Here is a 12,843-nt window from a genome sequence, read left to right as displayed (position 1 = left end):
GCTTACCTCTCTCCCGGCCGGTCGATGCCGGGAAGTTTTGGAAGGCCGAAAATCGAAAAGTCGCTGTTGCGGGCCGGTGCCTCGGTGCGGATGGCCGCGCGAAGCCGGGCCGAACGGGCGCGCGGATTGACCGCGACCTCGGCATCGCCGGCAGTCACGCCGCCGCCCGCCTTGCGGAAGGTCGCGGTGCGCGCCTGCGCCTCTGGCATATGGCGCGAGCCGGTCACGGCGTCGGCGCGATCGGCGATGAAGCGCTTGACGATGCGGTCTTCCAGCGAATGGAACGTCACCACGGCGAGCCTCCCGCCCGGCTTCAGCGCGCGTTCGGCGGCCAACAAGGCCTTCGCCAGTTCGCCAAGCTCGTCATTGACGAAGATGCGCAACGCCTGGAAGACGCGCGTGGCCGGATGGATCTTGTCCTTTGGTGCGCGGCCGACATGTGTCTCGATGGCGTCGGCCAGTTCCAGCGTGCGCTCGAATGGCCGCTTTTCGCGGCGAGCCTCGATCATGCGGGCAATACGGCCGGCGTGACGCTCCTCGCCGAGGAAGCCGAAGATGCGCGCGAGATCGCCCGGCTTGAAGGAATTGACGACATCGGCGGCGCTCAGGCCCGCTTGCGCCATGCGCATGTCGAGCGGCCCGTCGGCACGGAACGAGAACCCGCGTTCGGCCTGGTCGAGCTGCATCGAGGACACTCCGATGTCGAGCACGACACCGTCGGCGCTCTCGACATGCTCGTCCAGCGTCGAGAACGGCGCCTGCACCAACCTCAATCGGCCGCCGGATTGCGCCTCGAGATCGCGCCCGGCGGCGATGGCATCCGGATCGCGGTCGATCGCCACGACGGAAGCGCCCGTCGCCAGAATGGCCTTGGTGTAGCCGCCGGCGCCGAACGTGCCGTCGATGATGATGTCGCCCTCCGCTGGCGCCAGCGCTTCGAGCACTTCGCCAAGGAGGACCGGAATGTGGCGGGCCGATCCGCCAACGGCGTGAAGGTCATCGCCGTGGCCCACCGTCATTCCAGTCGCTCCCCAGGCTTCGTCCCCTGCCGAAGCTGCAAAAGCCGGGCACGCGCCTGCGCCCCATAGGCAGCTAGCCGTCCCGGCTCCCAGATCTGAAAGAAATTGCCGCGCCCGACAAAGGCCACCTCCGCCGAAATGCCGGTATGCTCGCGAATGAAATCGCTCATCGTGATGCGGCCGTCCTGGTCGAGCTTCAGGAAGGTACCATCGCCATGGCAGAAGAACGACATGTCGTCCGCTGTCTGCAGGAAGGGATCTTCGAGTGCGATGCGCTCTTCGTAGCGGTCGAGCAGGTCGAGCCCGCCGACATCCATCGCCGGCTGGTCGAGGCAGCGCAACCCATAGAGTTCCGAATAGCCGCGCTTCTGCACGACGGCACGGAAATGCGCCGGAACGGAAACTCGCCCCTTCGCATCGATCCTGCTCACCGTGTTTGACAGAAACCGGTCCATTGAACGTCACAGCCGCTTGCGCCGCCGCACCCCTCTCCATCTTGCCGCACGCGCCGCCGCAGCGCGCTCCCTGCCCCGTGTCAGCCTCGTCCATAAGGGCAAAAACCGGCAAACGCACAGCCGCCGCGGCTGCCCGATTGGCGTACGCTTTACCCTGACGCGGAACGAAGGCTTGAGTATCGAAATGGGATATCATGGGGCACTATGGGCGTCAACGGGAATGGCTTCACAAACACGCGCGCCGCGACCAATGAGAGCAGCCTTGACGGCACGTCTCGTCTTTATGGTCCATTAAGCCTAACGAAGCGTTTAGACCCGCCTGGCCCAACCGGACGCGCCTTGCCGCGAGCCACCGCCCGGCATAGCGTCTCGCCGCATCTCGTCGGTCACCAAGAGGGTCTGAGAATCGATGTCTGAAACAGCGAACGCACGCGCTGCGGCACTTCCCCATCTTCGCGACAGGGGGTTCGCCAAGGGTGATCCGATCCCGCTGCCGCTGACCATGGCCGCGATCTATCACACGCCCGGCGACGCCAACGGTTTCGATGAGTATGGCCGCTTCAGCAACCCGACCTGGGATGCGGTCGAGCACATGCTGGCGCATCTGGAAGGTGCGCCCTGCGTCGCCTTTCCGTCCGGGATGGCTGCAATCTGTTCGTTGTTTTTCGGCCTGCTTAAAGCCGGCGACCGTATCCTGCTGCCTGCGGACGGCTACCACACGACAAGGGCCCTGGCCGACCGCTTCCTGAAGCCGTTTGGCGTCACCTACGATATGAGGCCGACATCGACCTTCCTCGACGGTGGCTTCGAAGGTTACCGCCTTGCCTTCGTCGAAACGCCAGCCAACCCGGGACTGGACATCTGCGATATCGCGGCCGTCGCAAAAGCCGCTCAAATGGCCGGCGCGCTCCTTGCCGTCGACAACACGACGATGACGCCCTTCGGACAGCGCCCGCTCGACCATGGCGCAGATATCGTCGTTGCCGCCGACACCAAGGCACCCAATGGCCATTCCGACGTTCTGTTCGGCCATGTCGCCAGCCGCAATGCCGATATCATCGCCGCCGTGACCGGCTGGCGAGAAATCTCCGGCAGCATTCCCGGACCGTTCGAGGCATGGCTGGTGCATCGCGGCCTCGAAACGCTGGATGTGCGCTTCGACCGCATGTGCTCTTCGGCGGAAGTGATCGCACGGCGGCTGAAGGGCCACCCGGCAATCAGCGGCCTGCGTTTTCCCGGACTGGAGAGCGACCCGTCGCACAACCTTGCCCGAGCCCAGATGGAGCGCTTCGGCTTTCTCATCTCCTTCGAGCTTGCCTCTGAAGACAAGGCCGAGGATTTCATCAACAACTGCGATCTGATGCAGGCCGCAACATCCTTTGGCGGCGTCCATAGCTCCGCCGAACGCCGATCTAAGAGAGGCGATGCGGTTGCCGCCGGTTTCGTTCGCCTCTCGGTCGGTTGTGAGCCGGTGGAAGAGCTCTGGAAGGCGATCGAGGCGTCGCTGGACAAGATCAGCGGCTGACCGGGGCGATCACGAACCGAGGTCATCGGCTTCGATCCTGCGTTTGCCGTGCAGCACCCGGATGATTTCGATCGCCCCCGCCACCGACCCGGTACAGAGTGAGGTAGTCGCCGACCACCAAATGACGGATGCTGGGCGAGATATCGTCGCGCGGCGCGCCTGAGAAGGGATAGGTAGCCAGTTGCTGCCACCGTGCCTCGATGCGATCGAGTAACCGGTCGGCCGCAACCTCGCTATCGCGTGCAATATGAAGCCAGATTGCGATCAGGTCGTCTTCCGTGCGTGCGTTCCGAACGATGGGCAGCAAATTCATGCTGCGTCGTCAGATCGCAAGCGTCTCCGCGCCTCAGCCTTGATTTCATCCATCGATGCAAATCGTCCCGGCCCGCTGTCGATCCCCTCCTGGACCAGCTTGCGCAACTCCTCGACCGTGTAGCCATGCAGATCGCGCCGGTCCTTCCATTGCCTGAGCGCATCGCGGATCACCTCGCTCGCCGAAGCGTATTCGCCGGCTGCGACCACATCGTCCACCGCCTGCGCCAGTTCCGGCGAAAGCGTAATGCTGCGTTTATCGACCTGTCCCATGATAGGCTCCTGATGCCATTCTGGCCTGTGGTACGATTTAATCGCACCAACTTCAAGCAACTGGTAGGCTCCCGCTGCGACGGCAAGTAGCTGAATAGCTTGAATCGGCAGGCGCGCCCGAGGGCGCAACCTGCTGATCTCAAAGACTTCTTTTCGATGTCGTGGAGAGAATTGCCAGCTGGCCTGTAAGCCGGGTTCTGTATGGCCCTCGCCCCTTGCGAGGCGAGAACGTGGCGGCCATTCATCTTGGGCGCATGTTGCCATGCGCCTCACGCAACCTACCCGGACGGTGAGCCGGAAACAGCCCTCGAGGGTTTCCCCTCGCACCGCCCCTATTCGGTCTTGCTCCCGGTGGGGTTTACCGTGCCGCTCCTGTTGCCAGTCGCGCGGTGGGCTCTTACCCCACCCTTTCACCCTTGCCACGATTAGATCGTGGCGGTTTGCTTTCTGTGGCACTTTCCCTGGGGTCGCCCCCGCCGGCCATTAACCGGCACCGTGTCTCCATGGAGCCCGGACTTTCCTCACCCGCGGCCTTTCGGCTGTTGCGGGTGCGGCCGCCCGGCCAGCTGGCAAGGCGTATAAAGGGGTTCACGCTCGAAAACGCAAACGAAAAAGCCGGCCGCTCCGGCCGGCTCCACGCAACCAGTCGGCTAAAGCGCCGCCATCTGCACCTTGACCTTGCTGCAATAGGCGGCCGACACCGGGTTCATCCGCGTCGCGGCGTGGCCGGCGTTATATTTCAGGATCGTGCCGCAGGTGGTGCCGCCGCCGAGGTCCTGCGCCATGGCGAGGTACTTCATGCCGTATTTGATGTTGGTGTCGGGGTCGAAGAGGCCCTTTGCCGAACCGTTGTAGCCCATCATCCGCGCCGTAGCCGGCTTGATCTGCATCAGGCCGATCTCGCCGGCGCTGCCGACCATGTTCGGCCGGTAGTTGCTCTCGATGCTGATGACTGCATGAGCGAGCGAAACCGGTACGCCGTAGCTCGCAGCATAGCGCGCGACGATCGCCGAATACTGACCGCCGCCGGCTACTGCTGCCGTCGACTCAGCCGCGTTCCTGAGGCCGATCGACGCCGTTGTCGCCATGTCCAAGGTCTTGCGGCCGCGCTTCGTCTGCCTCTTGGCGGATTTCTTCGGCTTGGCAAAACTTGCCTTTTCCATTTTCACGGGAGACCGCTTCGTGGCCTTGGCGTCTTGGCCTGCCTTGCTGGGTTTTGCGGATACCGCGACGAGCCCTTGATCAGCCCGAGGGCTGGCATTCGCGGCACCGAAGGCAAAAGTCATTACGCCGGCAGCAACAGCTGCCGTTAAAACGGTCAATTTCTGCATGTGATCCTGTTCTGTCTGAACCGCGTGAAGGTGTTCACGCAGCAACGCTTAATCAATATCGGAACATCCGGGGGGCTGGGGATCCGACAACTTGCACGCCAGCCGTTTGAAGCTCGAATTGGTGCCAAACAAGGCCAGGCAAGTCACTTTGAGTGACAGCTTGTAACTTAAGGACTGGAATGAGTACCTTGGGAACAGCTTCCCCCGAGATCAAGACCTTACGGAAGCAAGCAGCCTTTCTAGCGTCCGCTGTGTCGAGCCATCGGCAACACCATCCACTTTGCGCGGCCGGAAATGTCGCTGAAACGCTTCGACGACAATCTCCGTCTGCCGGTCGAAAATGCCTGATATCTCGACGCCATAGCCATAGAGCGCCAGCATCGACTGCAACGCCTCGACATCGGCGCCGGTGTCTCCGGTCTTGAGCACGGCCCCTCGCCTGACGGGTGCAGCCGCCACGAGATGGCCGACGCCGGCCGCAAACAGTGTCCGCCATGGGAACTTCTCGCCCGGATCGATCTTGCGCCCCGGCGCCACGTCGGAATGCGCCAGCACTCGCTCGGCGGCAATCGAGTGCCGACCTGCGATCCCGGCGCACAAGCCGATCACCGCATCGATCTGCCCTCTGGGAAAGTCGAGATAGCCCAGCGAATGTCCCGGATTGACGATCTCGATGCCTATCGAACAGGAATTGATGTCGGCGCGTCCGAACCACGAGCTCTTGCCGGCGTGCCAGGCGCGATCGCTTTCCCTGACCATCTGCACGATGTGGCCATTCTCATGCACAAGATAGTGCGACGAGACCTCGCTGGCCGGATCGCACAGCCATGCTTCGGCGCCGGTGCCGGTCGCCATTCCAGTGTAATGCAGCACGATCATGTCGGGCCGGAGCGTGTCGCGCCGCGGACCGAAATTCGGCGATACCCTGACCTCGGCGCTAGGCTCGTCGGGCAGGAAGCCGCTCATGCGTGCCGCAGGCCCCGCTCGATCATCTCATAGGCGGCGTTGATCGCCGCCACCCTGGTCGTTGCGATCTTGATGAACTCCTGCGGCAGGCCGCGCGCGATCAGCCGGTCCGGATGATTGTCGGAGACCAGCTTGCGATAACGCTTCCTGACCTCTTCGAACGGCTTGCCGCGTTCGATGCCGAGCACGACATAGGGATCACCTGCGCCGAGATTGACGTGCCGCGCCATGATGCTCTCGTAATGGGCCTCGTCGATGCGGAAAATCTCGGCGATACGATGCAGGAAGTGGCCTTCGCGCTCATGCACCAGCCCATCGGCCTTGGCGATGTGAAACAGACCGTCGAGTATGTCTTCCAGCATCACGCAGTTGGAATGGCCCGAGCCGCACAGTTGCGCCATCCGCTCAGCATAGGTTTCGAAACCGGCGACGTCGCGCTGGGCGAGATCGAACAGCCGCGCCACATTGCGCGTCTCCTTCGGCGGCACTTCGAATATTTCCTGGAACGCGCGCACCTCGTCCTGGGTCACGATGCCATCGGCCTTGGCCATCTTGGCCGACAGCGCGATCATCGCCACCGAGAAAGCGACACGCCGGCGCAGATCAGCGTCGCCGGAGAAAATCGTGCGCACGGCCTCCACGACGTCGGCGACGCCGGACGAGGTTGAGGATGAAACGCGCGTGATGAATTCGCCAAGGCGATCCCAAATCGACATGGCCTGCTTCTTAGGGCCACGGCCTCTTGCTATCAAGCCGGGACAGCGCCGCAGCCTTGGCGCAACCGGTCGCTGTGGCGCCGGAGGGGGATGTAGCCACGGGGCGCGGACAATATGAGAAAGGCCGGCGCACAAGCCGGCCTTCCTCAATCATCACACGAGTACTGCTTTGCTGACTACTGCGCGGGCGCAGGAGCTGGTGTTGCCGGAGCCGGCTCGGCAGGCTTCTCAGGTGTGATGCTCTTGGTGGTCGAGTTATCGGTTGCCGGAGGCGTTGCGGCCGGCGGCGTGGCTTCCGGCGTCGCCGGCTTCATCGGCTGTTCGGCGGCCGGCGGATTGGTGCTCTGGGTGGTGGTGTTGTCCGTGCCGCTGTCGCTACAGGCAGCAACGCCGAGCAACGCCAAAGCGGAAACGGACGCAAGAATGAGCTTTTTCATAACATCTCTCCTTCACTACACGTTCACGTTGCGGTGAACGGTCGAAGGGGAAATGCATCAGACGGCCATGAGTTTCGTAACGTTGCGTTTCCATATGTAACATCATCTGGCCCGTTTGCGATTGCCGGCCAGACAACGGCGAACTAACAGGATGTGTTGAGCAAATCGAACTGAAACTGCCGGGAGCTGCCATGACCGCGACGTGGGATTTCTGGATCGATCGCGGCGGCACCTTCACCGACGTCATCGGCCGCGACCCGCAAGGCGGGCTGCATCCGCGCAAACTTCTCTCCGAAAATCCCGAAGCCTATGCCGATGCCGCCATCCAGGGCATTCGCGACCTTCTCGGCCTGTCCTCCGGCGGCGCAATCCCGCCGGGCCTGATCGGCGACATCAAGATGGGCACCACCGTCGCCACCAACGCCCTTCTGGAGCGCAAGGGAGACCGGGTTCTGCTGCTCATCACCAAGGGGTTTCGCGACGCGCTGAAGATCGCCTATCAGGCGCGGCCGGACATCTTCGCCAAGGAGATCATCCTTCCAGAACAGCTCTATGAGCGCGTCATCGAGATCGACGAGCGCGTGCGCGCCGACGGCAGCATCGAACGGCTGCTCGACATCGCGGCTTGCCGGCCGGCGATCGAGCAGGCGAAAGCCGATGGCATCGACGCCGTCGCCATCGTCTTCATGCATGCCTGGAAATACCCCGACCACGAGAAGGCAGTGGCAAAAGTCTGCCGAAAACTGGGCTTCGGCCAGGTTTCCGTCAGCCATGAAGTGTCGCCGCTGATCAAGCTGGTCGGCCGCGGCGACACCGCCGTGGTCGACGCCTATCTGTCGCCGATCCTGTCGAGATATGTGCAGAAGGTGGCTGGGGAATTGGGCGCCGCGCCCGGCCAATCTCCCCACCTCATGTTCATGATGTCCTCTGGCGGGCTGACCGCCGCCGACATGTTCCAGGGCAAGGACGCGCTGCTATCCGGGCCAGCGGGCGGCGTTGTCGGCATGGTCGAGACGGCGAAGCTTGCCGGCTTCGGCAAGGTCATCGGTTTCGACATGGGCGGCACCTCCACTGATGTCGCCCACTATGACGGCGAGTATGAGCGTGCCTTCGACACCGAGGTCGCCGGCGTGCGGATCCGCGCGCCGATGATGCGCATCCACACCGTCGCCGCCGGCGGCGGCTCGGTCCTCCACTACGAGGCCGGCCGTTTCCGCGCCGGACCTGATTCCGCCGGCGCCAATCCCGGCCCGGCCGCCTATCGCCGCGGCGGGCCGCTGGCCGTTACCGACGCCAATGTCATGCTGGGCAAGCTGCAGCCCGATTTCTTTCCGAGGATCTTTGGTCCCGCCCAGGACCAGCCGCTCGACGTCGAAACGGTGCGCGAAAAATTCACCGCACTGGCCGCCGAAATCGGCGACGGCCGCACGCCCGAGGCTGTCGCCGAAGGGTTCGTCACCATCGCCGTGGAAAACATGGCCAATGCCATCAAGAAGATTTCCGTCCAGCGCGGCTACGACGTCACCGAATATCTGCTCAATTGCTTCGGCGGCGCCGGCGGCCAGCATGCTTGCCTGGTTGCCGACGCGCTCGGCATGGAAGCTGTGCTGATCCATCCCTTTTCCGGCCTGCTGTCGGCCTATGGCATTGGCCTGTCCTCGGTTTTTGCCTCGCGCCAACAGGCGCTGCTGAAGCCGCTGGCGGAAGAGTCCAGAACCGAGATCGGCAACCTGATCGCCACCTTGAAAAAGGCCGTCATCGCCGAATTCGCAGTGCAAGGCATCGCCGAGGACATGGTTGCCGCAAAGCCGGTACTGCACATTCGATATGACGGCACCGACACGACACTGCCGGTGAATTTCGAGGAAGACTCGATTTTCAAGGCCAAGCGCGATTTCGAAATTGCCCACAAGGCGCAGTTCGGTTTCGTCTATGACAACAAGCCGATGATCGTCGAGACCGTCGGCGTCGAGGGGACCGATACCGGTGGCACGGGACGCGACGAAAGCGATTCCGCGGTCGAAGACATCGCCGCAAGTCCTTTGGAAGTACGAAGAATCTTTTCCGACGGCATCTGGCGCGACGCCGGCATCATTCGCCGCGAAGGGTTCAAGCCCGGGCATAGAATTGCCGGCCCTGCGCTTATCATCGAGCCGAACCAGACCATCGTCGTCGAGCCGGGCTGGCAGGCCGAGATCACCGCCAAGAACCATGTGCTGCTGCGCCGTATCGAGGAGAAGCAGCGGCAGGCGGCGCTCGGCACCGAGGCCGATCCGGTGATGCTGGAAGTCTTCAACAATCTGTTCATGTCGATCGCCGAGCAGATGGGCGTGACGCTGCAGAACACCGCCTATTCCGTCAACATCAAGGAGCGGCTGGATTTCTCCTGCGCCGTCTTCGACCACAACGGCGCGCTGGTCGCCAATGCGCCGCACATGCCGGTGCATCTGGGCTCCATGGATCGTTCGGTCGAAACCATCATCCGGCTGAATTCCGGCGACATCCACCCCGGCGACGTCTTTGCCCTCAACGCCCCCTACAATGGCGGCACCCATTTGCCCGATATCACCGTGGTGACGCCGGTTTTCGACGACGCTCAGCAGAAAATCCTCTTTTGGGCCGCCTCGCGTGGCCACCACGCCGATATCGGCGGCACGGCGCCCGGCTCGATGACGCCGCTCGCCACGACGGTCGACGAGGAAGGCGTCCTGTTCGACAATTTCCGCATCGTCGACCGCGGCCGCTTCCGCGAGAAGGAACTGGAAACGCTGCTCACCGACCACCGGTGGCCGGCCCGCAACCCGCACCAGAACATCGCCGACCTGAAGGCGCAGATCGCCGCCAACGAGAAAGGCGTCGCGGAACTGCGCAAGATGGTCGCGCATTTCGGCCTCGATGTCGTCGAAGCCTATATGGGCCATGTCCAGGACAACGCCGCCGAGAGCGTGCGCCGCGTGCTGGAGCGGCTGCCGGACGCTTCCGAATATGAATATCCGACCGATACCGGCCAGCTCATCAAGGTGAAGATCACGGTGGATCGGCAAAGGCGCGAGGCGACTGTCGACTTCACCGGCACGTCGCCGGTCATGAAGAACAATTTCAATGCGCCCGAGCCGGTTGCCCGCGCGGCGGTCCTCTATGCCTTCCGCGTCATGGTCGAAGACATGATCCCGATGAATGCCGGCTGCCTGCGGCCAATCAACATCATCATTCCCGACGGCTGCATGCTCAAACCCGCCTACCCCGCCGCCGTCGTCGCCGGCAATGTCGAGACCTCGCAGCACGTCACCAATGCGCTGTTCGGCGCCATGGGCGCCATGGCCAATGCGCAAGGCACCATGAACAACCTGACCTTCGGCAACAAGCAGTATCAGTATTACGAGACGATCTGTTCCGGCTCGCCCGCCGGCCGAATGAACTCCGGCCGCGGCTTCGCCGGCACTTCCGGCGTCCATACCCACATGACCAATTCGCGCCTCACCGATCCGGAAGTGCTGGAACTGCGCTTTCCCGTGCTGCTCGAGGATTTCCACATTCGGGAAGGTTCCGGCGGCAAGGGCAGATGGAGCGCCGGCGACGGCACCAAGCGCACCATCCGTTTCCTCGAGAAGATGGAATGCGCGATCCTGTCCTCGCATCGCAACCGCCCGCCGCAAGGCTTGGACGGTGGCGGCGACGGCGAAGTCGGCTCGACCAAGGTCCGCCGCAAGGACGGCGCGATCGACCTGTTGAAAGCCTGCGACCAGACCGTGCTTCAGGCCGGCGACGCCGTCATCCTGACGACGCCGACGCCGGGCGGGTTTGGCAAGGCCTGAAGCTACGTCAACAGGCTGTCACTGGCCTGTCATGACCCTGCGCTACCCGCTTGCGCCAAAGCAAATGGGGAATCACCTTGCCATGACGGACGTTTCCGCAGATCTGGTTTTTCGCCGCGGCAAGGAAGTTGGAAAGGCCGTCTACCAGAACCGCCCGCTGTCGAAAGCCGGCATCTCGGAGCGGCTGTTCGCCTTCCTGTTTTCCGGACTCGTCTACCCGCAGATCTGGGAGGACCCCGATGTCGACATGGAAGCGATGCAGCTTGGCCATGGCCATCGCGTCGTCACCATCGCCTCGGGCGGCTGCAACATCCTTGCCTACCTGACCCGTTCGCCGGCGCAAATTGACGCCGTCGACCTCAACGCCGCGCATATCGCGTTGAACCGCATGAAGCTGGAGGCCATGCGCCACCTGCCTTCGCAGGGCGACCTGTTTCGCTTCTTCGGCGCCGCCGACACCAGCCACAATTCGCAAGCCTACGACCGTTTCATCGCGCCGCATCTCGACCCGGTCAGCCGTCACTACTGGGAGCGCCGCAACTGGCGCGGCCGCCGGCGCATCGCCGTCTTCGACCGCAATTTCTACCAGACCGGCCTGCTCGGCCTGTTCATCGCCATGGGCCACCGCACGGCAAAGTTCTTCGGCGTCGATCCTGCCGGCATCATGCAGGCCCGTAACATCGGCGAGCAGCGCCGCTTCTTCAACGAGAAACTGGCGCCGGTCTTCGACAAGCCGCTGCTGAAATGGGCGACGTCGCGCAAAGCCTCGCTGTTCGGCCTCGGCATTCCGCCGGCGCAGTACGATTCGCTGATCACGTCAGGTGACGGCACCATGGCCAGTGTGCTCAAGGCCCGGCTGGAAAAGCTCGCTTGCGATTTTCCGCTGGTGAACAACTACTTCGCCTGGCAGGCCTTCGCCCGCCGCTATCCGAATCCCGGCGAGGCCGCCCTGCCCGCCTATCTCGAAAAGCAGAATTACGAAGCCATCCGCGGCAATGTCGACCGCGTCGCCATCCACCATGCCAATCTGATCGAGTTCCTTGCCGGCAAGGATGCAGGCGCGGTCGACCGCTTCATCCTGCTCGATGCGCAGGACTGGATGACCGACGACCAGCTCAATGCGCTATGGTCGGAAATCACCCGCACCGCGTCGGCCGGCGCCCGCGTCATCTTCCGCACCGCCGCCGAGCCCAGCCTGTTGCCCGGCCGGGTTTCCAGCTCGCTGCTCGACCAGTGGACTTATCAGGACGAGGCATCGCGCGAATTCTCGGCCCGCGACCGTTCGGCCATCTATGGCGGCTTCCATCTCTATGTGAAGCGCGCGGCATGAGCACCACCGAGCTGCGGGCCAGCCATGCCGAGCTGATGGACGGCGTCTATCGCTGGCAGCGCCACATCTACGACCTGACCCGCAAATACTATTTGCTTGGCCGCGACCTGATGATCTCGGGACTCGACGTGCCGGCCAGCGGCACCGTGCTTGAACTCGGCTGCGGCACCGGCCGCAACATCATCCTGGCCGCCCGTCGCTATCCCGACGCCCGCTTCTTCGGCCTCGATATTTCGGCCGAGATGCTGGAGACGGCCGGCACTGCCATTGCTCGCGAAGGCTTGTCGGGCCGCGTCACGCTGGCGAGGGGCGACGCCACCGATTTCGATGCGGGCGCGCTTTACGGTGTCGAACGGTTCGACCGCATCTTCGTATCCTATTCGCTGTCGATGATCCCTGGCTGGGAAAAGACGGTGTCGGCGGCACTTGCTGCGCTGTCATCGAATGGTTCGCTGCACATCGTCGATTTCGGCCAGCAGGAAGGCCTGCCGGGTTGGTTCCGGGCATTGCTGCGCGGCTGGCTCAAGAAGTTCCATGTCGCGCCGCGCTCGACCCTGCGCGAGGTCCTGGAATCGGAATCTCGTCGAACCGGCGCAAGCTTCCGTTTCCGCACGCTTTATCGCGGCTATGCCTGGCTCGCCGTTATCGGGCCGCGTCCATGAAA

General features: G+C 63.3%; 12 protein-coding genes and 1 other RNA gene. 4 read left to right on the top strand and 9 right to left on the bottom strand.

The window, feature by feature from the left end; translation table 11 throughout:
• Nucleotides 1-2: 2 nt before the first annotated feature.
• Together rsmH and mraZ are read right to left on the bottom strand one after the other, a co-directional pair.
• The gene (gene rsmH, locus AC1DYW_RS16965) at nt 3-1,019 is read right to left on the bottom strand and encodes a 16S rRNA (cytosine(1402)-N(4))-methyltransferase RsmH (protein WP_477226985.1); all 1,017 of its coding nucleotides are present in this window, start codon (nt 1,017-1,019) and stop codon (nt 3-5) included.
• Nucleotides 1,016-1,474: a division/cell wall cluster transcriptional repressor MraZ gene (gene mraZ / locus AC1DYW_RS16960; RefSeq protein ID WP_477226984.1), complete on the bottom strand. Its 459-nt coding sequence runs from the start codon at nt 1,472-1,474 to the stop codon at nt 1,016-1,018. Before mraZ ends, rsmH begins: the two co-directional genes overlap by 4 nt.
• Before the next feature lie 409 nt (nt 1,475-1,883).
• Between mraZ and AC1DYW_RS16955 the strand changes: the two genes are divergently transcribed.
• The gene (locus AC1DYW_RS16955; protein ID WP_477226983.1) at nt 1,884-2,999 is read left to right on the top strand and encodes a cystathionine gamma-lyase; all 1,116 of its coding nucleotides are present in this window, start codon (nt 1,884-1,886) and stop codon (nt 2,997-2,999) included.
• A 22-nt stretch (nt 3,000-3,021) separates the two neighbouring features.
• On the opposite strand, the gene AC1DYW_RS16950 is transcribed toward AC1DYW_RS16955, so the two are convergent.
• The 7 genes from AC1DYW_RS16950 to AC1DYW_RS16920 all read right to left on the bottom strand — a co-directional run bounded on the left by AC1DYW_RS16950 (nt 3,022) and on the right by AC1DYW_RS16920 (nt 7,034).
• Nucleotides 3,022-3,312: a type II toxin-antitoxin system RelE/ParE family toxin gene (locus AC1DYW_RS16950; RefSeq protein WP_477226982.1), complete on the bottom strand. Its 291-nt coding sequence runs from the start codon at nt 3,310-3,312 to the stop codon at nt 3,022-3,024.
• Nucleotides 3,309-3,584, bottom strand: a complete 276-nt coding sequence (locus tag AC1DYW_RS16945) for a type II toxin-antitoxin system ParD family antitoxin (protein ID WP_136618205.1) — start codon at nt 3,582-3,584, stop codon at nt 3,309-3,311. The genes AC1DYW_RS16950 and AC1DYW_RS16945 overlap by 4 nt, the downstream gene beginning before the upstream one ends.
• 170 nt (nt 3,585-3,754) lie before the next feature.
• An RNA gene (gene rnpB, locus AC1DYW_RS16940) (RNase P RNA component class A) lies at nt 3,755-4,154 on the bottom strand.
• 80 nt (nt 4,155-4,234) lie between these two features.
• On the bottom strand, nt 4,235-4,915 hold the full coding sequence (locus AC1DYW_RS16935; protein WP_477226981.1) for a lytic transglycosylase domain-containing protein: 681 nt from the start codon (nt 4,913-4,915) through the stop codon (nt 4,235-4,237).
• Between the two features lie 210 nt (nt 4,916-5,125).
• Nucleotides 5,126-5,881 (bottom strand): peptidoglycan recognition protein family protein, encoded by a 756-nt coding sequence (locus AC1DYW_RS16930; protein WP_477226980.1) that lies wholly within the window; start codon nt 5,879-5,881, stop codon nt 5,126-5,128.
• Entirely contained in the window at nt 5,878-6,597 is a 720-nt protein-coding gene (locus tag AC1DYW_RS16925) for a J domain-containing protein (RefSeq protein WP_095086896.1), read from the bottom strand. The genes AC1DYW_RS16930 and AC1DYW_RS16925 overlap by 4 nt, the downstream gene beginning before the upstream one ends.
• Before the next feature lie 176 nt (nt 6,598-6,773).
• A complete protein-coding gene (locus tag AC1DYW_RS16920) occupies nt 6,774-7,034 on the bottom strand; it encodes a hypothetical protein (protein WP_109668284.1) in 261 nt (86 codons plus the stop codon).
• A gap of 191 nt (nt 7,035-7,225) precedes the next feature.
• On the opposite strand from AC1DYW_RS16920, the gene AC1DYW_RS16915 reads away from it, so the two are divergent.
• The 3 genes from AC1DYW_RS16915 to AC1DYW_RS16905 are packed head-to-tail and all read left to right on the top strand — an operon-like array spanning nt 7,226 to nt 12,841.
• The gene (locus AC1DYW_RS16915; protein WP_477226979.1) at nt 7,226-10,849 is read left to right on the top strand and encodes a hydantoinase B/oxoprolinase family protein; all 3,624 of its coding nucleotides are present in this window, start codon (nt 7,226-7,228) and stop codon (nt 10,847-10,849) included.
• 31 nt (nt 10,850-10,880) lie between these two features.
• Nucleotides 10,881-12,179, top strand: a complete 1,299-nt coding sequence (locus AC1DYW_RS16910) for a BtaA family protein (protein WP_477226978.1) — start codon at nt 10,881-10,883, stop codon at nt 12,177-12,179.
• Nucleotides 12,176-12,841, top strand: a complete 666-nt coding sequence (locus AC1DYW_RS16905; protein ID WP_477226977.1) for a class I SAM-dependent methyltransferase — start codon at nt 12,176-12,178, stop codon at nt 12,839-12,841. Before AC1DYW_RS16910 ends, AC1DYW_RS16905 begins: the two co-directional genes overlap by 4 nt.
• Nucleotides 12,842-12,843: the final 2 nt, after the last annotated feature.

It is taken from the genome of Mesorhizobium sp. P2_D5 (assembly GCF_056404355.1).
This window is presented reverse-complemented; position numbering and strand designations above follow the sequence as displayed.

Bases quoted from the DNA above. Each gene is read 5' to 3' on its own strand.
- rsmH (WP_477226985.1), bottom strand. From the start codon at position 1,019: ATGACGGTGGGCCACGGCGATGACCTTCACGCCGTTGGCGGATCGGCC.
- mraZ (WP_477226984.1), bottom strand. From the start codon at position 1,474: ATGGACCGGTTTCTGTCAAACACGGTGAGCAGGATCGATGCGAAGGGG.
- AC1DYW_RS16955 (WP_477226983.1), top strand. From the start codon at position 1,884: ATGTCTGAAACAGCGAACGCACGCGCTGCGGCACTTCCCCATCTTCGC.
- AC1DYW_RS16950 (WP_477226982.1), bottom strand. From the start codon at position 3,312: ATGAATTTGCTGCCCATCGTTCGGAACGCACGCACGGAAGACGACCTG.
- AC1DYW_RS16945 (WP_136618205.1), bottom strand. From the start codon at position 3,584: ATGGGACAGGTCGATAAACGCAGCATTACGCTTTCGCCGGAACTGGCG.
- AC1DYW_RS16935 (WP_477226981.1), bottom strand. From the start codon at position 4,915: ATGCAGAAATTGACCGTTTTAACGGCAGCTGTTGCTGCCGGCGTAATG.
- AC1DYW_RS16930 (WP_477226980.1), bottom strand. From the start codon at position 5,881: ATGAGCGGCTTCCTGCCCGACGAGCCTAGCGCCGAGGTCAGGGTATCG.
- AC1DYW_RS16925 (WP_095086896.1), bottom strand. From the start codon at position 6,597: ATGTCGATTTGGGATCGCCTTGGCGAATTCATCACGCGCGTTTCATCC.
- AC1DYW_RS16920 (WP_109668284.1), bottom strand. From the start codon at position 7,034: ATGAAAAAGCTCATTCTTGCGTCCGTTTCCGCTTTGGCGTTGCTCGGC.
- AC1DYW_RS16915 (WP_477226979.1), top strand. From the start codon at position 7,226: ATGACCGCGACGTGGGATTTCTGGATCGATCGCGGCGGCACCTTCACC.
- AC1DYW_RS16910 (WP_477226978.1), top strand. From the start codon at position 10,881: ATGACCCTGCGCTACCCGCTTGCGCCAAAGCAAATGGGGAATCACCTT.
- AC1DYW_RS16905 (WP_477226977.1), top strand. From the start codon at position 12,176: ATGAGCACCACCGAGCTGCGGGCCAGCCATGCCGAGCTGATGGACGGC.